The 18,469-nt window shown below is 39.3% G+C and carries 23 protein-coding genes and 1 riboswitch; of the genes, 7 read left to right on the forward strand and 16 right to left on the reverse strand.

Going from position 1 to position 18,469, the window contains the following annotated elements:
• Positions 1 to 64: 64 nt before the first annotated feature.
• The 6 genes from SB775_RS09120 to SB775_RS09145 form a co-directional block, all read right to left on the reverse strand.
• Positions 65 to 682: a hypothetical protein gene (locus SB775_RS09120; RefSeq protein WP_089363515.1), complete on the reverse strand. Its 618-nt coding sequence runs from the start codon at positions 680 to 682 to the stop codon at positions 65 to 67.
• A 60-nt stretch (positions 683 to 742) separates the two neighbouring features.
• Complete coding sequence (locus SB775_RS09125) at positions 743 to 1,042, reverse strand: hypothetical protein (RefSeq protein ID WP_410861370.1); 300 nt, start codon at positions 1,040 to 1,042, stop codon at positions 743 to 745.
• 98 nt (positions 1,043 to 1,140) lie between these two features.
• A complete protein-coding gene (locus tag SB775_RS09130; RefSeq protein WP_410861372.1) occupies positions 1,141 to 1,908 on the reverse strand; it encodes an arylamine N-acetyltransferase family protein in 768 nt (255 codons plus the stop codon).
• A gap of 143 nt (positions 1,909 to 2,051) precedes the next feature.
• Entirely contained in the window at positions 2,052 to 2,339 is a 288-nt protein-coding gene (locus SB775_RS09135; protein WP_410861374.1) for a zinc-binding dehydrogenase, read from the reverse strand.
• Positions 2,340 to 2,465: 126 nt separating this feature from the next.
• Entirely contained in the window at positions 2,466 to 2,900 is a 435-nt protein-coding gene (locus tag SB775_RS09140; protein WP_410861376.1) for an MDR/zinc-dependent alcohol dehydrogenase-like family protein, read from the reverse strand.
• A 323-nt stretch (positions 2,901 to 3,223) separates the two neighbouring features.
• A complete protein-coding gene (locus tag SB775_RS09145; RefSeq protein WP_410861378.1) occupies positions 3,224 to 4,066 on the reverse strand; it encodes a manganese catalase in 843 nt (280 codons plus the stop codon).
• A gap of 299 nt (positions 4,067 to 4,365) precedes the next feature.
• Between SB775_RS09145 and SB775_RS09150 the strand changes: the two genes are divergently transcribed.
• The 3 genes from SB775_RS09150 (at position 4,366) to SB775_RS09160 (ending at position 6,138) form a co-directional block, all read left to right on the forward strand.
• Complete coding sequence (locus tag SB775_RS09150) at positions 4,366 to 4,884, forward strand: DUF2243 domain-containing protein (protein ID WP_410861379.1); 519 nt, start codon at positions 4,366 to 4,368, stop codon at positions 4,882 to 4,884.
• The gene (locus tag SB775_RS09155; protein ID WP_410861381.1) at positions 4,874 to 5,659 is read left to right on the forward strand and encodes a cytochrome c oxidase assembly protein; all 786 of its coding nucleotides are present in this window, start codon (positions 4,874 to 4,876) and stop codon (positions 5,657 to 5,659) included. The genes SB775_RS09150 and SB775_RS09155 overlap by 11 nt, the downstream gene beginning before the upstream one ends.
• A 113-nt stretch (positions 5,660 to 5,772) precedes the next feature.
• Complete coding sequence (locus tag SB775_RS09160; protein ID WP_061461776.1) at positions 5,773 to 6,138, forward strand: carboxymuconolactone decarboxylase family protein; 366 nt, start codon at positions 5,773 to 5,775, stop codon at positions 6,136 to 6,138.
• Positions 6,139 to 6,209: 71 nt separating this feature from the next.
• Here SB775_RS09160 and SB775_RS09165 read toward each other — a convergent pair whose 3' ends face one another.
• Complete coding sequence (locus SB775_RS09165) at positions 6,210 to 6,845, reverse strand: spore coat protein (RefSeq protein ID WP_410861383.1); 636 nt, start codon at positions 6,843 to 6,845, stop codon at positions 6,210 to 6,212.
• A 163-nt stretch (positions 6,846 to 7,008) separates the two neighbouring features.
• Here SB775_RS09165 and SB775_RS09170 point away from each other — a divergent pair, with 163 nt between their 5' ends.
• The gene (locus SB775_RS09170) at positions 7,009 to 7,152 is read left to right on the forward strand and encodes a hypothetical protein (protein ID WP_167555965.1); all 144 of its coding nucleotides are present in this window, start codon (positions 7,009 to 7,011) and stop codon (positions 7,150 to 7,152) included.
• A 92-nt stretch (positions 7,153 to 7,244) separates the two neighbouring features.
• Complete coding sequence (locus SB775_RS09175) at positions 7,245 to 7,754, forward strand: DUF3231 family protein (protein ID WP_410861385.1); 510 nt, start codon at positions 7,245 to 7,247, stop codon at positions 7,752 to 7,754.
• Positions 7,755 to 7,846: 92 nt separating this feature from the next.
• Here SB775_RS09175 and SB775_RS09180 read toward each other — a convergent pair whose 3' ends face one another.
• The 4 genes from SB775_RS09180 to SB775_RS09195 all read right to left on the reverse strand — a co-directional run bounded on the left by SB775_RS09180 (position 7,847) and on the right by SB775_RS09195 (position 11,683).
• Positions 7,847 to 8,017 (reverse strand): hypothetical protein, encoded by a 171-nt coding sequence (locus SB775_RS09180; RefSeq protein WP_410861387.1) that lies wholly within the window; start codon positions 8,015 to 8,017, stop codon positions 7,847 to 7,849.
• 22 nt (positions 8,018 to 8,039) lie between these two features.
• Complete coding sequence (gene thiC / locus SB775_RS09185; protein ID WP_410861389.1) at positions 8,040 to 9,821, reverse strand: phosphomethylpyrimidine synthase ThiC; 1,782 nt, start codon at positions 9,819 to 9,821, stop codon at positions 8,040 to 8,042.
• A 135-nt stretch (positions 9,822 to 9,956) separates the two neighbouring features.
• A riboswitch (TPP riboswitch) is annotated at positions 9,957 to 10,071 on the reverse strand.
• A 115-nt stretch (positions 10,072 to 10,186) separates the two neighbouring features.
• Positions 10,187 to 10,975, reverse strand: coding sequence for an HAD family hydrolase (locus SB775_RS09190; RefSeq protein WP_089363508.1), 789 nt, complete (start codon positions 10,973 to 10,975; stop codon positions 10,187 to 10,189).
• Positions 10,976 to 11,149: 174 nt separating this feature from the next.
• Positions 11,150 to 11,683, reverse strand: coding sequence for a histidine phosphatase family protein (locus tag SB775_RS09195; protein ID WP_284471704.1), 534 nt, complete (start codon positions 11,681 to 11,683; stop codon positions 11,150 to 11,152).
• 102 nt (positions 11,684 to 11,785) lie between these two features.
• On the opposite strand from SB775_RS09195, the gene SB775_RS09200 reads away from it, so the two are divergent.
• The gene (locus tag SB775_RS09200) at positions 11,786 to 12,682 is read left to right on the forward strand and encodes a PdaC/SigV domain-containing protein (RefSeq protein ID WP_410861392.1); all 897 of its coding nucleotides are present in this window, start codon (positions 11,786 to 11,788) and stop codon (positions 12,680 to 12,682) included.
• A 378-nt stretch (positions 12,683 to 13,060) separates the two neighbouring features.
• Here the strand turns inward: SB775_RS09200 and SB775_RS09205 are convergent, their stop codons facing one another.
• The 3 genes from SB775_RS09205 to SB775_RS09215 all read right to left on the reverse strand — a co-directional run bounded on the left by SB775_RS09205 (position 13,061) and on the right by SB775_RS09215 (position 15,099).
• A complete protein-coding gene (locus tag SB775_RS09205; protein ID WP_410861394.1) occupies positions 13,061 to 13,513 on the reverse strand; it encodes a hypothetical protein in 453 nt (150 codons plus the stop codon).
• 67 nt (positions 13,514 to 13,580) lie between these two features.
• On the reverse strand, positions 13,581 to 13,754 hold the full coding sequence (locus SB775_RS09210; protein ID WP_410861396.1) for a hypothetical protein: 174 nt from the start codon (positions 13,752 to 13,754) through the stop codon (positions 13,581 to 13,583).
• Between the two features lie 415 nt (positions 13,755 to 14,169).
• Positions 14,170 to 15,099 carry a glycerophosphodiester phosphodiesterase gene (locus SB775_RS09215; protein ID WP_410861398.1) on the reverse strand — a complete coding sequence of 310 codons (930 nt, stop codon included), beginning with the start codon at positions 15,097 to 15,099 and terminating at the stop codon, positions 14,170 to 14,172.
• Positions 15,100 to 15,417: 318 nt separating this feature from the next.
• On the opposite strand from SB775_RS09215, the gene SB775_RS09220 reads away from it, so the two are divergent.
• The gene (locus SB775_RS09220; RefSeq protein WP_089363503.1) at positions 15,418 to 16,644 is read left to right on the forward strand and encodes an ATP-binding protein; all 1,227 of its coding nucleotides are present in this window, start codon (positions 15,418 to 15,420) and stop codon (positions 16,642 to 16,644) included.
• A gap of 62 nt (positions 16,645 to 16,706) precedes the next feature.
• Here SB775_RS09220 and SB775_RS09225 read toward each other — a convergent pair whose 3' ends face one another.
• Positions 16,707 to 17,540, reverse strand: coding sequence for an ABC transporter permease (locus tag SB775_RS09225; protein WP_410861400.1), 834 nt, complete (start codon positions 17,538 to 17,540; stop codon positions 16,707 to 16,709).
• Between the two features lie 22 nt (positions 17,541 to 17,562).
• Positions 17,563 to 18,330, reverse strand: a complete 768-nt coding sequence (locus SB775_RS09230) for an ABC transporter ATP-binding protein (protein ID WP_410861402.1) — start codon at positions 18,328 to 18,330, stop codon at positions 17,563 to 17,565.
• Positions 18,331 to 18,469 lie beyond the last annotated feature (139 nt).

The raw sequence follows: 18,469 nt of genomic DNA on the forward strand, positions 1-18,469 counted from the left end.
AATTATCCGCAAACGCACAACTTAAATGGCTGACTCCGGACAATTCCATCATCAGTAGGATTAATCACGAGCCCTCTTTTGATTCCTCGATTTTTTGTATGATATGTGAGAGGTTCATAGAAGTTTGCTCTTTATAATCCCTGCCGATGGATTTGAATAACCCTTTCGCTATACTCCTTAATAAGATTTTGGTATGCCCATCCGGGATAATGGAATTATTAGGGAGACTTGATTCAGCTTGCGCCCCACCAATCTTATTAGCTGTTTCCTTTATAAAATCAATGATTTTTATTTCATGGATCTTCCCTTCGATAATGGTTTTATAGATAATTTGATTTCTCCAAAGCTTTAGCTCAATCCTCTGTTTAGAGTAATCGAAGAGGTCTTCGGGAATATCAGCATTGCTTATTTGAATGGAATCTTTTATGGGATACAATTTCGGGTAAGGATTGATTTTCTTTATTAAGGAATGGTCAATGGTGACCTTTTCCCGTTTTATACGAGTATTTTTCGTCTCACATAAAATCAGCATTAACTGACCTGCAATTATATTGTTGAATTCTTCTAATTCAAAGAATTCAACTAGCATTACGCTATATTCCAAAATGGTGATCGCTTCATCAAATTTTCGTTTAGTACCAGCATTTGATCTAGTAAAAACCAACCGATTCTTCCTATCCATATCCTTTTCACCCCTCTGAATCCGAATCTGAAATAGGAAAAACATCCATAATGGATGTTTTTACTTATTAGGTCTGAACTTGATCGACTCCGATTTACGATTACCTTTTTCTCCTGTATATTCAATACTAATTACATTAGCCAAGTTGATATGTTTGCCACCGGCTTGCAGCCACGTCGCATTTTGGATTAATTGCAATTTCAGGATACTATTCGCTTCATCAGAATATTGTTCATTCGTCTCTAACTCTTCTGTCTCACCGTTCACATAATAAAATTTATATTTTGCATTACTCATTTTCATCAGCCTCTTTTCAACTACTAATTCAACAAGGACTGACACTTGTCCTGCTTTCAGCAAAATTAGATTTTCCCTTTCACATCAATGAAGTCCCGAAAGTGAACATACTAATCATAAAAAGACTGTCAAGCACGCCTTTGATATTCAGACCGTTTCTCTTATCTATCGAAGTGTTGTTTCATTAATTCTTTAAATCGTGTTCCATCTATTTCTTCTTTCGTCACTTTCCCATCGTCCCACTGTGTAAAGGATGTATCAGTTAAAGTGATGTTACCACCGTTTGTAAGACGGGTGATTAATGGATGCTTATTAAATGGCGATTGGGGATTTTCACTGATGATCGTTTGGATCTCATTTAGTTCCACTACATTTTCTACGGGTTTTGAAGAATCGAATGCATACCCGATTTTCCAATCGGGATCTTTATATTTCAGCTTTAACTCAAGGATATGATTCCCATGGTCGGTATTTTCCTTTTTTATCCTGAATTCACCATTTTGGGAAATGACGGTTTCTCCGTTCAACGGAACTGGTTTTAAAGGCAGGTTCCCACCAAATCCCGTATCGATTAAATATATTTGGCCCTCATGTTTCAAAAGAATGGTGACATGTGTCCTTCCTATGGTCATCCACCCTTGTTTATAGATGACACCCCGAACCAAGAATACATCAAAGTCATTTTCCAACAGGAAAAAATAAAGGGCTGTATTCAATTCATAGCATAATCCACCCTCATTCCTCACGAGGACTTTCTTCATGATATTCTCTTTATTGATATCACTCAAATGGGATGCCATGATTGATAAGTTTTCAAAAGGAATGGTTTTCGCTGTCTTATCAAGAATTTCATCTAATTTATCAAATGTCAGCTTCTCATCGTCCTGAAGCCCAATTCTTTTCCTGAATAATGCATTCAGTTCATTCATTACGATTCCCCCTTAAGTCCGACACCGAAGAAAAGTATCCTGACTCTGTAGATATTCATTATAGTTTGGCCTTCTTTCATTCGCCCATAATGTTGTTTTCTTTGGCAACCTCCTCCATTCACACACCAAGCAGCTCTCATTCTTCATGTATTCACCTGTAAGATGATTTTACCTAAGTTCTTTTTGGCTTCCATTTGTTCATGCACCCTTTTTATTTCTTCAAAAGGGAAGACATGACCTACGATTGCCCTGATTTCATTTTGGAAGAACAACGGCATGGCCTTTGAAGCGAATTCTTCCGTTAACTCTTTTTTATATTCATCACTCCGGGGAGTTAATAGATTCCCTTTTAATTGAACTCGTTTTAAGAGAGGTTCCATCAAATTCACCTTCTCGACTACAGTTCCACCTAGAATGCCTATCAGTATCATCTTCCATCAGTCCTCACGCTTTTAAGGTTTTTCTCCCAGTAAGAAGCACCGATGAAATCCAGAATGACATCCACTCCTTGATCATTTGTAGCTTTCAGCACTTCCTCATCGAAAGATTGTTTCTTACTAGTTGATACAGATATCCGCTCCTAGAGAGTGACAGAAATCCAATTTGTCATTTGAACCTGCTGTAGTGTTGATTTTCGCTTTTGTCAGTTTTTTTGCCAGTTTGATACTGTTAGTGCCCACACCGCTTCCGTCAGAATGAATCAATACTATTTCTTGATACGTCAATTCACCTAACCAAAACAAGGTTTGGTACGCAGCCAAGAATACTTCAGGGATCGCTGCCGCTTCCTCAACTGACAGGCTATCCGGGATCTTCATCGCTCTATCAGCTGGCATCACAGCATATTCAGCATAACCCAATTCTATATTTGCTCCTTCCCCTGTTTCCCCCACATTCCCAGAAACTTCAATCCCTAATATAGGATTGGCCATATAACCGGATTTTCCTTCTCGTGAAACAATATCTTTTCTATTTATTGCAGAGGTTTTCACCTTAATTAAAATCCTCCCTTTTCCGGCATGGGCTTAGAAAATTTTTTGAATAGTAATTGTTCTGCACCACACGGTTCTTTAACTACTACAGCTTTCATCCATCCCACTCCTTATTATATAAATAGAGACCGCCTTTGATATGGATTGTCTTGAAGTTGGAAACCATGCTACTCCAAAAAATTTCACAAGCAAATATTAAAGTTTTGAGCAACTATATACAGATAATGAAATATGTCCATCGATGAATCCGTAACCCTTGTAGAATAAAAAAAGCCGATGTCCCTTTAGGTCCATCAACCTTTTTTTGATGAGTTTTTATCTCTTTATCTATTAAGCGATTGATTTCTATCAAGGTCATGATGCAATTCTGCAGCCGGAACCTTTTGGTTAGGAATCTGCCCTTTTGCAACTGGTTCTGCTACATAAACAAAATCTCCTGTTCCATCTGGGGCACTTCCTGTTGCCCACAGGCCGTCTCCTGATTCATTGCCTTCTGACAAGTTCCAGAATTCGTACGCTTCCGGTTGAGATTCCATTTCCGCTTCAGGAGGGAATGACGCAGGAACGACTACGCCGTTTTTCTCTTCAAGTTCTGCAATGGCCGCCATCCATTGATATTGGTGGTAACGGTCACGGGCTAACATTTTACGGAACGTAGCACGGGCACCTTCATCTTTTGTCATATGATATAAACGGGCCACTTGAAGGCGTCCTTGACTTTCAGCATGCAGATTCGACCGCATGTCCGCTAATAAATTTCCGCTCGCTACAATATAAGATCCGTTCCAGGGAACCCCATTCGAGTTGGTTGGCAGTCCGCCTAGACCGCTTACGAGCAAATGCTGGGGATTGATTCCACCCATGATCGCTGCTATGGCAGGGTCTTTTGCGGCTTCTGCCTGATCTTCCGGAGAAGCGCCATCAAGCAATTGACTAATGAGCGTACAAAGCATTTCTACATGTCCAATTTCCTCTGTACCAATATCCATCAGCATATCTTTATATTTTTCTTCTCCCCGACAGTTAAAACCCTGAAAAAGATATTGCATCATGACAGTCATTTCCCCAAACTGTCCACCTAAAACTTCCTGGATTTGACGGGCCAGCATCGGATCTGGTCGATCTACCTTAACTTCAAATTGCAATTCTTTTTGATGACGAAACATATTAACTCCTCCTTTTATTGCAGTAGATTTTTTATATAATACGGTTTTTTTTACCCGCTTGCCCATCCTTGAAACATGATTTCAGTTATAACGATCAGGAATTAGAAAAAATTGTTATGTGGTTAAAAAAGATTACTGAACTGAAAGCTTAGGAATAACTAAATTCATGACCGTCTCAATAAAAAGTGTTATTAAAGGTCCATTTCCCCTGTCTATAACCTTATAATACTGGGTAAAGTACAAAGAACCAAATAAAGGAAAAAATATTGTATCTAAGAAAACTAAAAGGTGGAAGGAAAATGGATTTCAAGCCCAGAAATCAAAAAGACCAATCTATTTCAGAAATCCGCTATACTTATTCCGCTCGTAATCTATGGTCAGGTTTTCTATTCGGGATCGGACTGGTTGCATTCATCGATGAGACCATCTTTCATCAGCTATTGCATTGGCATCACTTCTATGACAAGTCCACATCCAATATTGGGCTTGTCTCGGATGGTTTATTTCATGCTCTAAGCTGGTTCGCGACTGTCGGGTCTTTGTTCATGTTCGCTGACCTTCGCCGCCGAAAGGGATTATGGCTGAAAAGGTGGACAGGGGGAGTATTGCTAGGGGCAGGTTCTTTTCAGTTATATGACGGTACCATCCAGCACAAGCTCATGCGTCTTCATCAGATCCGTTACAATGTCGATATTCTCCCATACGACTTGATTTGGAACATTGCAGCCACTGTCATGATTTTGATCGGCATTTCCCTTATCATTCGAACACGGCGCAGCTTACTTAAAATGAAAGCAGAAGGCCGCTATGCACAGTAATGGTCATATTCAAAATGATAATGGAGCTCTCTTTGAATCGATTTTATTGATTCTAACCGCGCTTGTTATAGTGATCTATATTGCAGCTGTCGTAATTTCGAGCCGCCGCTATCAAAAATGGCCCTTATATCGTACGTTCTTATGGATTCTTGGCATCATCTGTGCAGCTTCTGCAATCATTGGCCCCATAGCCAATCGCGCGCATATGGACTTCACTGCGCATATGGTTGGTCATTTACTGCTTGGAATGATTGCACCCATCCTACTCGTGCTTGCTGCTCCCATTACTCTTGTACTGCGAACACTTGATGTACAATCAGCAAGACGCCTTTCAAAGTTGTTGAAAAGTTGGCCGCTGCGCATTTTAAGTAATCCAACCATCGCTTCCGCGCTAAATATTGGGGGACTCTGGATACTTTATACGACTGGGTTATATGGGTTGATGCATCAGAGTGCGCTTCTACATGTATTAGTGCATTTTCACGTGTTCATAGCGGGTTATCTATTCACTGCATCTATGATTTATATGGACCCTGCGCCCCACAGGTTCAGCTTCATGTTTCGAGCTATCGTATTTACAATTTCACTGGCCGGCCATGATATCCTTTCTAAATATATTTTTGCCCATCCTCCAAGCGGAGTCACCAAGGAACAAGCGGAAAACGGAGGAATGTTAATGTATTATGCCGGTGATGCCATCGACGTTACAATTATCTGCATCCTATGCTATCAATGGTTCAAAGCCACCCGGCCTAAGGGATCACTTGCCTTGTAGGAAGGAAGGTTCTATGATTACTTCGGTAAACTCCTGTGTTTCTGTTTAATCGTTCATTGTTTAGCTCATACTAATTTTTGATGAAAAAAATTTAGGATGGAGCTGAATGGAAAATGGAATTTGAAGCTAACAATTCTACTGAAAATGCTCTTCGTGATTATAAAGCTGGAATCGGTGCCTTTACGCATAAAATGCCTGATCTAGCTGAGAAATTCAATTCGTTTACGGAAGAGTGCTTTAAAGAAGGGCAATTATCCAAGAAAGAAAAACAGCTTATCGCACTAGGAATAAGCTTATATTCACAAGATGAATACTGTATTATCTATCATACAAAAGGATGCCTTGATCAAGGCTGTTCCGAACAAGAAATTCTTGAAGCTATTGGCGTGACCGCAGCATTTGGCGGAGGAGCCACCATGAGTCAGGCTGTAACCCTCGTCCAGGAATGCATTCAGGAAATAAATCAGATGAAACAATGATAAAGAAGGGGTAGGACAATTTGTCCTACCCCTTCTTTCTGTTTGACAAAGGAATCCAAAAACCATGTCATTTAATGACTTATGTTGTTATTTCCTTGTGCGGGTGCATATGAATTCATCATTTGTTGCATATCCTGCTGTGCAAGCTGTGGAACTTGGTAGTAATGATGTTTGTTTTGATATAACGAAATCTCATATGCCATTTCAATGCAGTTCGGAACGGAATCTGCAAACACACGGCGAACCACCGGATTCGTTATTTCAAGCGCTGCCATCGCTTTCATGGATGCTGCAGACTTAACAGCTCCAAGCATCAAGCCTGCAATGCACTCATCTGTAATTTCCGACACGGATTGCAAAGGTTTCTTTGGCTGGGTTGGTGTCAATCCATATATAAAATCATTACCTTGATTCATTTTGTAGCTCTGGGTTGGTTTAGAAGGATCTTGGCCCGTTTGGAAGCACTCCAGTGAAATATTATATTCATCTTGGATGAACTGATATTGACGATCCAGAATGTCCATCAATTCCTGATCCTGAGCATGCTGACGCAAAAGCATGTAAGTGTTTAAAGTTCCAATCGCTCCCGACAACACTTCATGTACATCGAATACTTCGTGACCACCGTGATTCATTTGTGGGGGAATAGCACCCGTTTGCATGTTCTGGTGTACTTGACCTTGTTGATTTTGATTTTGATTTTGCATTTTTATTTCCCTCCTCGTTTCATCAATGATGTGAACAAGCTTAGTATGTTAAAAACCAACAGGATTATTCAATAAACTCTTCCGCCCTACATCATGTTGTCTGTATACAAAAAGCCGTGATGTTCTAAACTATAAACACTTTATATGTATGGGAGGATTTCAAATGACTCATAAATGCTTCTATTGTACTGATGACACGGAAGAAAAAAAAATCCATGTCGTAACATTTCAAGTTACTGACACGGATAGAAATGAAATGCTCTGTGATGAATGTTATCAAGAATGGCTACAAGGAATAAAAGGCTAATTTACCCTCTAACATTTCCAAACATTAACTCATGGATTCATGGATTAGTACAGGGTAACTTAAATGCGTAAAATAGTTCAAGGAGGATGGTTATGGGAATTTTAAGTGGAAACCCAAAAGAAGAGCCTATGCATTACGGAGAGGTATTTGGTACATGGGCATTTCTAACAACAACAAAAGGGTTAATTGCATGTCATCAAACAATGCTCAATCACACTGGTGACAAGGACCTGCATAAATTACTTGTAGAAGTGATAAATCAAGGGAAACAGGAAAATGACCAAATTGAATTATTATTAAAAGAAAATAACGTAGGACTGCCTCCATCACCACCTGAAAGGCCTAAAGCTAATTTAGAGGATATTCCCGTTGGGGCACGTCTTCAAGATCCTGAAATCTCTGCTTCAGTATCAATCGATATTAATGCAGGATTAGTTGCTTGCAGCCAGATCATGGGTCAATGCATCCGCGAAGATATCGCAGTGATGTTTGCTCAATTCCATGCAAAAAAAGCAGTATTGGGTGCTGATTTCCTAAGATTAAATAAGGAAAAAGGATGGCTGGTCCCTCCCCCTCTTCATATTAATAAAACAAGTTTGTAATGAAATATCCCTTAATCATGTTGACTTTATGATTGAATGCCTCACATGATTAAGGGATTAATTCCGATAACGAAAGGACGATTAAGGAATCACTACCATTGCAGACTTTCGATTAAGTAGCACTTTGTACATTGTTGACTATATTCATTTTTTACAAATTCATGATTACAATTCTCGCGAAAAATGTTCAGCTCTCTTTTCAGCTGTTCCAATTGAGTTTCCAACTGTTTCATTTCAACATTTATCTGGATTACCCGATTCATCGAATTCTCCCTCTCGTTGGAATCATTGATAGATTTCTCCGTCCGTTCTCCTAAATTCATTCGCTTTTTCTTTAAGCCCTTCATCGATTACCGACTCAAAACCCAGGCCCTTTTCTTTTGCCAAATCACGGATGTCCTGGGAGATTCTCATACTGCAGAATTTAGGTCCGCACATTGAACAGAAATGGGCTGTTTTGGCACCTTCAGCCGGAAGAGTTTCGTCGTGATATTCAACCGCCCTTTCAGGGTCGAGAGAAAGATTGAACTGATCTCTCCAACGAAATTCGAATCTAGCCTTCGAAAGGGCATCATCCCGTTTTTGTGCATCCTTATGGCCCTTTGCAAGGTCAGCTGCGTGGGCTGCAATTTTATAAGTAATGACCCCTACTCGAACATCCTCTTTATTCGGAAGTCCCAAATGCTCTTTCGGTGTCACATAACATAGCATGGCAGTTCCAAACCATCCAATCATTGCAGCACCAATCGCAGAAGTAATATGATCGTATCCAGGAGCTATATCCGTTGTTAAAGGTCCTAAGGTATAGAATGGAGCTTCTTGACAGACTTCCAGCTGCTTATCCATATTTTCTTTAATCAAATGCATCGGTACGTGACCGGGTCCTTCCACCATGACTTGAACATCGTGCTTCCAAGCAATCTTCGTCAGTTCCCCCAGTGTTTCCAATTCAGCAAATTGCGCCTCATCGTTTGCATCTGCAATGGATCCAGGACGGAGGCCGTCACCTAATGAAAATGAAACATCATATGCCTTCATGATTTCACAAATCTCTTCAAAGTGAGTATAGAGGAAGCTTTCTTGGTGGTGGGCCAAGCACCATTGTGCCATGATGGAGCCCCCTCGTGAAACAATACCCGTAACTCGCTTTGCAGTTAAAGGGATGTACCGCAAAAGCACACCAGCGTGTATGGTGAAGTAATCGACACCTTGCTCGGCCTGCTCGATTAATGTATCCCGAAAAACTTCCCAATTTAAATCTTCCGCGACTCCATTCACTTTTTCCAATGCTTGATATATCGGAACCGTCCCAACTGGCACTGGTGAATTCCTGATAATCCATTCCCGGGTCGTGTGAATATTCTTTCCGGTGGATAAATCCATTATGTTGTCGGCTCCCCAACGTGTAGCCCAAGTCATTTTCTCCACTTCATCTTCGATCGATGAACTAACAGCTGAGTTTCCTATATTCGCATTTATTTTCACATGAAAATTACGTCCGATGATCATTGGCTCACTTTCAGGATGGTTAATATTTGCCGGAATGATCGCCCTGCCGCTAGCTACCTCTTCTCTTACAAACTCAGGGGCAACATTTTCCCTGATTGAAATGAACTCCATTTCTGGGGTGATGATACCTTTACGGGCATAATGAAGCTGGGTTACGTTTTTCCCTTTCATTGCGCGCAATGGCTTTCTTTTCAATCCCGGAAAAATTTCAGCTTTGGATTGTGACTCCACTTTTTTATATCCATTATCTTCGGGTTTTATTTCACGTCCTTCATACTCCTCAACGTCTTCACGTTCCAAGACCCAATTGCGTCTAATCGGGGCAAGGCCTTTATGAATATCAATGGGATATTCTGAATCCGTATATGAACCGCTTGTGTCATAAACCCGCAAAGGCGGATTCTCCTCTTCGCCGAATGCACCTGTAGTGGGACTTAGCTTAATTTCACGCATAGGCACTTTAATATCAGGTCTAGATCCCTCAACATACACTTTTTTACTCCCGGCAAAACTGGACATAATTGAAACGTTCATGTCATTTACTGAATTACTCATCATGATTTCATTTCTCCTTTTTAAGTTCATTTAAAAAGAACAAAATCCAATCCATTTCGCACGAAAAAACCGGATCTCATATTTAAGACCCGGCTAACGTTAGTATGACTACAGCAATGACCAAATGAAATGTCATTGTTTAGTAGATTCTAACTTCCCCACGCTGGTATGAACCAGATCAGGTCCTGAGGGTTAAGAAGCATAAGCGCTTCTCTCTCAGCCCAACTGTTATTGGACACCCCTAGTCTGAATAATTTAATTGATTACAGGGTAACTATATATCACCCTTTTCATTCTGTATATAATTTGAAAGTCCTAATACTTTAGGTCATCCTCTCCAAATTCGTTACTTGGAGAAGGATCACCAATTAATTTTCCAGGCTCTCAAGGATTGGGAAAAGCTCCTCTAAATGCTTGATTTCATAGGTTGGAAGCACTTCATTCCGTTCCTTATCATGGCGATTTATCCAAACCGACTTTATACCTACCCGTGATGCTCCAAGGATATCCGTCATTAAATTATCGCCGACCATCAATACTTCATCCTTATCAAGCTCCATGATCTCCAAAGCATGCTCAAAAATGGAGGCATCCGGTTTACCTCGTCCAAAAGCTCCAGAAATGACGATTTGATCGAAATAAGGAACTAGTTCAGGTGTAATTTCAAGTTTAGTATTTTGGAGTTCAGGAGAACCGTTTGTCAACAATAGCATTTTGTACTTCCCTTTTAATTCATCTAACACACGGAATGATTCTTCATAAATAAATGGCTTTTTACGTCTCTCTGCAGGGAAACGTTCTGCCAGTTCGAGCCCAAATGCCGGGTCATCGATCCCTAATGCCTTCAAGCCTCTCGTCCATGCTTCTTTCCGATAATTTGGTGCAATCACGGCCATCTTCCGGAATTCATCATGATCATCCTGAAAATTTCCCCACAGTCCTTCAAATGGGTTGATTCCGATCATTTGTGTAAATCCATAAGTATCGTAAGAAGAATAAAGCTCACGCGCTTCCTTCCGAACCGCTTCTTCAAACTCGTCGACATTTAAATCATATTTCTCCTTAGCCACTTCACATGTGGCCACAAAAGCCTCTTTTACACTTTTCTGATCCCATAGTAATGTATCATCTAAATCAAAAAAAACTGCCTTCACCAAATTGTCCAACCTCTTTCCCTATTATTGAATTCGTAAAAATTACACTATTACAATAATAAACCACAACCAAAAGAAAAAGAATAACTAATCGGAAAAGGCCTGCATCTTTCTTAAGCAAAATGTTCAATTACCAGACTTACCTTCTATGGCGGGAAACCCTATATTTTTGACTTATCATCTTTCGAATACATACAGCTTTCCATTACCGGCAATCTTGAATTTTGGACCGGTGAACCCCCGTCGGATCAGCTCTTTCCTCATATAAACCATAAGGGCGGCATGACTCACGATCAGAACATCCCTTTCCCCCTTTGCAAAAACTTCATCCAATACTTTATTGATCCTTCGTTCGGCGATCTTAATTTCCGCCCTTGTCTCCTTGTTGAACAGCGAGCAGCAGCGAATCCAGATGGCCCAAAGGATGAACGGCAGCTTCACCTTCCCTTTGAGAGGGGGAGAAGGTATTTCCCGCAGCTCCTCCATCCGATGAACCGTACCTGGATAAATATGTTCCGCTGTCTTGACAGCTCTCGACATATCACTGCAATAACATTCCTGCCATTCCTCCACGCCAAGTAAAGTCGTTCCATAAATAATATCCGCTGCATCATAGTCCACAAACCATTGCTTCATATCATCCGCCGTCACAGATTTCCCAGTAGGGAATTCATGTGCCACCTTAAAATGCCGTACTAAACCAATTTTCATTTTTTTCTCCTCTTTAGCTTTTGAATTATAAAATTAACTTTCTATTTGATCCACCAACTTATATAATAGGTGATGTAAAAATTATACAAAGGTGGTAATTGAATGCTATTCAAGAATTTCACTAAGATTTTCCTTGCTGTCGCATTAACTTTTACATGCATCTCTTTTTTACTGATAAAAATCGACTCTGTCTCCGCAGCCACTACAGAAAACGCAACGGTAAACACGAAGAATTCCCCTTTATCTGTTAGAAGTGGTCCCGGCACCAGCTATAAAAAAGTAGGATCGTTGGAGAAAGGGAAAGCCGTAACCGTTTATTCGAAAACAAAATCCGGCTGGTCGGAAATTCGGTACAATGGAAAAAAAGCCTATGTATCTACTAAATATTTAAAATTCAGCAATGTGAAGATAACCAAGAAAAAGTATAAAAATATTAGTGACTTGTCGTATCCGCAAGTATCAGGACTAAAAAGTAAAGCAGCTCAGGATAAAATTAATCAGGTGTTAACTAAGCATGCCAAGGATGCCTATTCCTTTTATCTGCAAGCAAAAAAGGATAGGGAAAAAGATAAAAATGAGGAATGGTGCAAAGAATCCCCATACACTTGCCAGTATAGTTACAGTATTTCGTATAAAGTGAAATTCAACCAGGATGAAAAGCTAAGCATTCTTTTTGACGATTACTCCTATAGCGGTGGAGCTCATGGAATGGGATACACAACATCCTATAATTTTAAAGTGTCTTCCGGTAAACAGGTGAAAATCAGTGAAATCCTCACATCCAAAGTGAAATATACGAAGGTGCAGAAATATGCTTTTGACTACATGAGGAAAAGAGATAGTTTTTATGTAAAAAAACAGAGCGAGGTTCCCGTCAATAAGGATTCACAGTTCTATTATACAAATGGGGGGATCTATCTCGTATTCCAAGAATATGAAGTAGCTCCTTATGCATTTGGCCGCCCTGCAATAAAAATCCCAAGTAAGGTTTATAAATAATTTCGTCGCACAGGGGCTAACTCCTGTGCTTTTTTAGTGCCTTACATCAATATATCTAACAAATGATGAAAAATTTCACAGTCTGATGCGATTTCATGCATACTTACCATCGCATTCAAAAAAGTGGATTTATTTAATAATAGATATTTGATGGGAATATGTTTTTAACCAATGCCGAACTTACTTTTATCTGATGTAAACATAATGCGAAGATGTTCTTAGTTAAAGGACGGGAATAAGGAGTGTATAGGGTTTACCTGATATGGATAGATGGGACCGAATATAAAGAAAAGAAGGCTTGTTATGCTAACCAAAACAGCTTTAATATGATCCAAGAATAATGAAAATAGAGAAGGCTTTTTACCTTCTCCATTTTTTTTACTTCAAAAATTGGAGTTCAGTAATCGTACATATTTTTCTAAATTTATATTTACCACTCATATCACTGAATTGATAATTATTTAGTACCTTTTCCAGCTGTCCTTTTAGCTTTTCTTCCATGATAAATGAATCGACAGCCTCTTTCCAATTTTCTTTTCCGATTAACTCTTCGAATGGAATGGTAGTTAGGACTTCATCATAAATCTGGATGCTTTGATCGATGCCGAAGCTGCCATATATACTGCCATTTTCATCAGCAAAGATATGCTCCGATTCCAGTTCTTCCACAAATACTTCTAGATATTCCTTTGACTTGACAGGCTTGATGGCAATCTCTGCTTCCGCCCTTACAGGCCCAAATCTCTTATCGACGATCGCAATTGTTAACTGAACTTGAATAGGCTGATACCCAAACCCTTCACAAAGTTCTGCTGCCGAATTATATACCATCTGAACACCCTCCTTTTATTTACTATCATTATATAATATAAATACCTCATTGCCTTACCAATAACCCTTATTCAAGATCACTTGGCATCGTTTCTTTTTTGAAGATCAACTCATCTTTTTCCCTATCATAATAATAGATTTTGATTGTTTCATCTCCGCTTAAATCCGTACTGCCAGTCAACACGCCAAAAAGTCCATTTCCCATATCGATCATATTGGAATAACTGGCCTGAGGATACACATTATACCCTCCCCATTGGATCAATCGTCACATTCCCTGATCCACCTGGAACAAAAGCAACGATAATATCAAGAAAATCAGTGTAATCCTGATATTCTTCAGTTCACGCGCATAATGATCATTCATCTTTTTTCACCTTTTTTATACGATATCCATAATATAACAATAATTTCAATCTATTTGTGTCCCTAATAAAAAAAGCCCATGCAGATTGAACCATCCCCCGAATAATGGACACATTAAAAAAAGTCCCTTATTCGAGGTTTTTCTATGTCCTCATACTAGAAATCCGTTTATAATCAAAAGCCTACTAAGCCTAAGACCACCTAATTTCCCCAATAATTAAAAGCCCTTCATTACAAAAAAAAAGCCCCGGAAAACCGGGACTCACCTATGAAACACTTATTTAGTAACCTTATAAATTCACATTGTCACTGTGCTTTTCATGCTTATACTCTCTTAGAACCTCGTTAAATACATCGGGATAATTCGTAAACAGCCCCGTTGCACCCCATTCTAGAGCTTTTTTCATGTCCGCTCTTTCATTTACTGTATATGGATGGAATTGAAGGTCATGATTTCGAACCATCTTCACATATTGTCCGTCCACCTTATTGAAATTCGGACCCACTCCAATGGCATATTTCTTAATGGATTCCAATTCCTCATCAGAAATGGTTGCTTGGTTCTTATAAGAAAAAAGCTGCACAAGCGGTAAATTTGGATTCATGTCATGAACCTTCAACAGGCTTTCTTGACTGAACGATTGTATAAGTACATTTTTGGTACGGCCTTTTGAATCCACCAGTTTATTTTCTTTCAGAACTTGCAGAAGTTCTTCTTCCATTCCTGGATATACATCAGGAGACTTTGTTTCAATATAGTAATTGGCCTGCCTGCCGAATTTCATAAAGACTTCTTCAAGAGTGGGTACCGTTAACCCTTCATATTTCTTTTTTGCCAATTGCGGATATTTTTCATTGAACCATGTACCAGCATCTAGTTTTTTGATTTCTGCCAGCGTTAAGTCTTTCACTAGACCTGTACCATTCGTTGTACGATCCACCTTTTCATCATGCATGGCTATCAATCTTCCATCCTTTGTCATCTGAAGATCGATTTCTATGTAGTCGCCTTTCATTTGTTCTCCCAATTGATATCCGGGAATCGTATGTTCAGGAGCATAACCGGAAGCTCCTCGATGTGCGATATTCACAATTTTCCTCTCATAAATAGATGAATTCGAATGATCTTCATTTGCTGCTGAGGCCTCCATGGAAGTAGCCTGCAATATAAAAGCCGCACTCATCATGCATAAACCGAATTTCTTTATATTCGTTTTCATTTTCCCTATCCCCTTCCTATTATTACCACCATTTTAGAAGGGGAATGTAAATCTACAGCAAATATAGTGTAAAGAAATAATACATTAGTTAAAATGGGTAAAATGCCCCGTGAAGCAAATTACTTGCAAGGCCTCCGTGCAGTTCGTTATACCCAACCTAATTCCATGAACCCATTCCATTCGCCTCCCCATCATCCATTTCCCCTTGTTTTAGAAGGATTTGTTACATACGTTGACAAGATCTATTTTTTTCTGATTTACAAAAAACTAGTATCAGATTACTATTAAACAAACAGAATATTTATATTAAGGGGAATTATGTTAAAAAACTATCAATATTATCAAAACAAACACCGATTTATACTGAAGGCATTCATGGCAATGATATCCTTTTTACTATTAGTTGGGATTTCCGTATCACCTATAAGTTGGAAAGATAACCCCTACGATATGACATTTCAGGTCATTTTAATATCGGGGATGATAATTTCTCTGTTGTTTTTCTTAAAAACAGAAGTCAATTTCTATAAAACCCTATTCATTTCTTTAATTACTGTTTATATATATAGCAAATTCTGGATTTTCCCAGATACCGCAATTATGCTGGCTTTTTTTGCTATAGCACCCTTGATTCCCATTTTTCTCTTTGATAAAATCGGATTTTATATTGTCGCCACTTTAAATATCATATTAGGTCCTGCTTCCATCTTGATCATTTCGCAAACGGATCTTAAATACACTTATGAGTATGTTTCATTGGATAGTTTCGGCAATACGATTAATTTCATCGCTATACAAATCATATTGGTATTTGTGTTCATAGGAACCAACAATAGGATGGAATCCACTAATGCATTCCATAAGGAGATCCAACAGGCCAAGCAATTGAACTCAGTCGGTCAGCTAGCAGCCACCATTGCACATGAGATACGAAATCCCATTACAGTCGTGAAGGGGTTTGCCCAGTTATTGGATCAAGAGAAGGAACTGAATGAGACGGAAAAATTTTATGTGCAGACCATGCTTACAGAACTTGAATATACACAAGTGATAATCAATGACTATTTGTCTTTGGCAAAACCGCAAACGGATAATATTCAGGTCATTCCTTTAAATTATGAAATCCAAAAGATTTCCGATCTATTATCCAGTTTTGCCAATAATCGAAACATAGGCTTTCAACTTGATTTCCGTGATGACCTACAAATCAACATGAATCCGATCGAGCTTAAACAGATACTGGTCAATATCATGAAAAATGGAATTGAGTCGATGAACAATCCCGGATTCATCAAGGTGGAAACAGAGAAGGAACGCACTATGGCAAAAATCCGAATAACGGATACAGGAATAGGTCTTTCCAAAGAACAGCTTGAAATACTCGGCACCCCATTCTATTCGCTTAAAGATAGGGGAACTGGTATCGGCCTGACCGTTTGTTATTCCATCGTTCAAAAATACAAAGGGAAAATCGTGGTACAGAGCGAATTGAACAAAGGAACATCCTTCACTATTTATTTGCCCTTACATAGCGAAATAGATTAAAACATACATTAACAAACAAGAAAAAGGATGACCTCCCAAAACCGGGCGGTCATCCTTTTCAATTAGGCTTTAAAGCTATCTTGCCATTTCAGCAAATGATTTTCTAAAAAGCGGACAAACGAGTCGGAAATTTTACCAGCCATGGCAAAAATGATGATGCCTACGAATACGACGTCCGTTTGCATGAATGAACGGGCATCCTGGATCATGAAGCCCACCCCTCTATCTGCACCCAACAATTCAGCGACGACCAAGCACATCCAAGCAGCACTTAAGGCTAAACGGATACCAAGCAATATGTTCGGTAAAGCTGCCGGAATCATCAGCTTCGTTATTTGCTCCAGACGGTCAAACTCTAAGATTCGGGCAACATCGTATAGTTTTTTATCCACATTCCGAAGGCCCAAAAAGGTTTGTAAATATAGAGGAAAAAAAGCACCTAAAGCAATAAGCAGTACTTTGGATAGTTCACCAAACCCGAACCACATAATGAATAAAGGGGTAATCGCAAGTAAAGGAACTGTTCGTAACATTTGAATGCTTGGGTTAAGATATTCTTCGGATTTTTTTTGCATGCCAACGATGACTCCTAACAATAAGCCTAAAAAACCACCTAATGCAAAGCCAAGAAGAGCCCGCGTTAAACTGATTTGTAAATGCATGCCCATTTCCCCTGACTGAACGAGATCAATGAAAGTCGTGACGATCAATAAAGGTGATGAGAATAATTGGGCAGGCAGGATGCCAACCGAACCTAATGATTGCCATGCAATCAACACGACAACTGGAAGGAGCGAACCCCGCAATGCTGATTTGGCAAGTTTGGATTGTTTTTTCGTTTTCCTTATGACAAGCGGCTTGTTTTGGGCAACGGTCTGTGTAGACATATTTTTCATCCTTCCTTTTTTCAAAAATTAATTAAATGCTCCAATCTTCCCTTTCTTCAGGATGATGATCAAGTTCGGTTAAAATGACGGTCCTGAATTCCTGAAACGCTTTGCTTGTTCGTTTTCTTGGATATGGTAAATCAATTGGAACGATAGCTTTAATCCGTCCAGGCTTTGCCTCCATGACTACCACTTTGCTCGATAAAAAGATGGATTCATCAATATCATGGGTGACAAGCACCATCGTTGTCATATTCTTCTCCCATATTTCTAGCAAAGCCTCTTGAAGATGCGTTCGCGTGAAAGCATCCAATGCACCGAATGGCTCATCCAGCAATAAAACTTCAGGATTACGTAATAAGGCCCTCGCAATGGCAACACGCTGCGACATTCCACCGGATAATTGGCGTGGATATCCCTTTTCAAATCCTTTTAGCTTAACAAGTGAAATTAAATCATCCACCCTTTTTCTAATGTCCGGTTTTTTTAATGAAAGGTTACCTGCAATATTTTTCTCAACGTTTAGCCATGGAAATAAGCGGTGCTCCTGAAAAATGAAACCACGGTCTTTAGAAGGGGCGCTAACCGGATGATCACCTGCAATGATCTCGCCGTCAAAGTCTGAATCAAGTCCTGCGATCAGCTTTAATAATGTGCTTTTCCCGCATCCACTCGGACCAATGATGGTGACGAACTCACCATTTTTGACGCTCAGATTTAAATTATCCAAAACATGGACACTTTCATTATCATTCTTAAATGTTTTGCTTACATGATTAATTTCTAACGTCGCTACCAATTTCCTCACCCTTTCTCAAATAAAAAAAATAGAGATCCAGCAATAAGGCACATATTGTCCCTTTGCTGAATCTCTAGTTAACTAGTCGATTCAATATTTCATTTTATATTAACTTATCGATTATTTATAATCAACAAAT

It is taken from the genome of Peribacillus sp. SIMBA_075 (assembly GCF_046534585.1).

Bases quoted from the DNA above. Each gene is read 5' to 3' on its own strand.
- SB775_RS09135 (WP_410861374.1), bottom strand. From the start codon at position 2,339: ATGATACTGATAGGCATTCTAGGTGGAACTGTAGTCGAGAAGGTGAAT.
- SB775_RS09165 (WP_410861383.1), bottom strand. From the start codon at position 6,845: ATGCAAAATCAAAATCAAAATCAACAAGGTCAAGTACACCAGAACATG.
- SB775_RS09195 (WP_284471704.1), bottom strand. From the start codon at position 11,683: ATGAAAATTGGTTTAGTACGGCATTTTAAGGTGGCACATGAATTCCCT.
- SB775_RS09175 (WP_410861385.1), top strand. From the start codon at position 7,245: ATGGGAATTTTAAGTGGAAACCCAAAAGAAGAGCCTATGCATTACGGA.
- thiC (WP_410861389.1), bottom strand. From the start codon at position 9,821: ATGATGAGTAATTCAGTAAATGACATGAACGTTTCAATTATGTCCAGT.
- SB775_RS09225 (WP_410861400.1), bottom strand. From the start codon at position 17,540: ATGAAAAATATGTCTACACAGACCGTTGCCCAAAACAAGCCGCTTGTC.
- SB775_RS09200 (WP_410861392.1), top strand. From the start codon at position 11,786: ATGCTATTCAAGAATTTCACTAAGATTTTCCTTGCTGTCGCATTAACT.
- SB775_RS09130 (WP_410861372.1), bottom strand. From the start codon at position 1,908: ATGAATGAACTGAATGCATTATTCAGGAAAAGAATTGGGCTTCAGGAC.
- SB775_RS09170 (WP_167555965.1), top strand. From the start codon at position 7,009: ATGACTCATAAATGCTTCTATTGTACTGATGACACGGAAGAAAAAAAA.
- SB775_RS09220 (WP_089363503.1), top strand. From the start codon at position 15,418: ATGTTAAAAAACTATCAATATTATCAAAACAAACACCGATTTATACTG.
- SB775_RS09150 (WP_410861379.1), top strand. From the start codon at position 4,366: ATGGATTTCAAGCCCAGAAATCAAAAAGACCAATCTATTTCAGAAATC.
- SB775_RS09120 (WP_089363515.1), bottom strand. From the start codon at position 682: ATGGATAGGAAGAATCGGTTGGTTTTTACTAGATCAAATGCTGGTACT.
- SB775_RS09205 (WP_410861394.1), bottom strand. From the start codon at position 13,513: ATGGTATATAATTCGGCAGCAGAACTTTGTGAAGGGTTTGGGTATCAG.
- SB775_RS09155 (WP_410861381.1), top strand. From the start codon at position 4,874: ATGCACAGTAATGGTCATATTCAAAATGATAATGGAGCTCTCTTTGAA.
- SB775_RS09145 (WP_410861378.1), bottom strand. From the start codon at position 4,066: ATGTTTCGTCATCAAAAAGAATTGCAATTTGAAGTTAAGGTAGATCGA.
- SB775_RS09180 (WP_410861387.1), bottom strand. From the start codon at position 8,017: ATGAATCGGGTAATCCAGATAAATGTTGAAATGAAACAGTTGGAAACT.
- SB775_RS09160 (WP_061461776.1), top strand. From the start codon at position 5,773: ATGGAATTTGAAGCTAACAATTCTACTGAAAATGCTCTTCGTGATTAT.
- SB775_RS09215 (WP_410861398.1), bottom strand. From the start codon at position 15,099: ATGAAAACGAATATAAAGAAATTCGGTTTATGCATGATGAGTGCGGCT.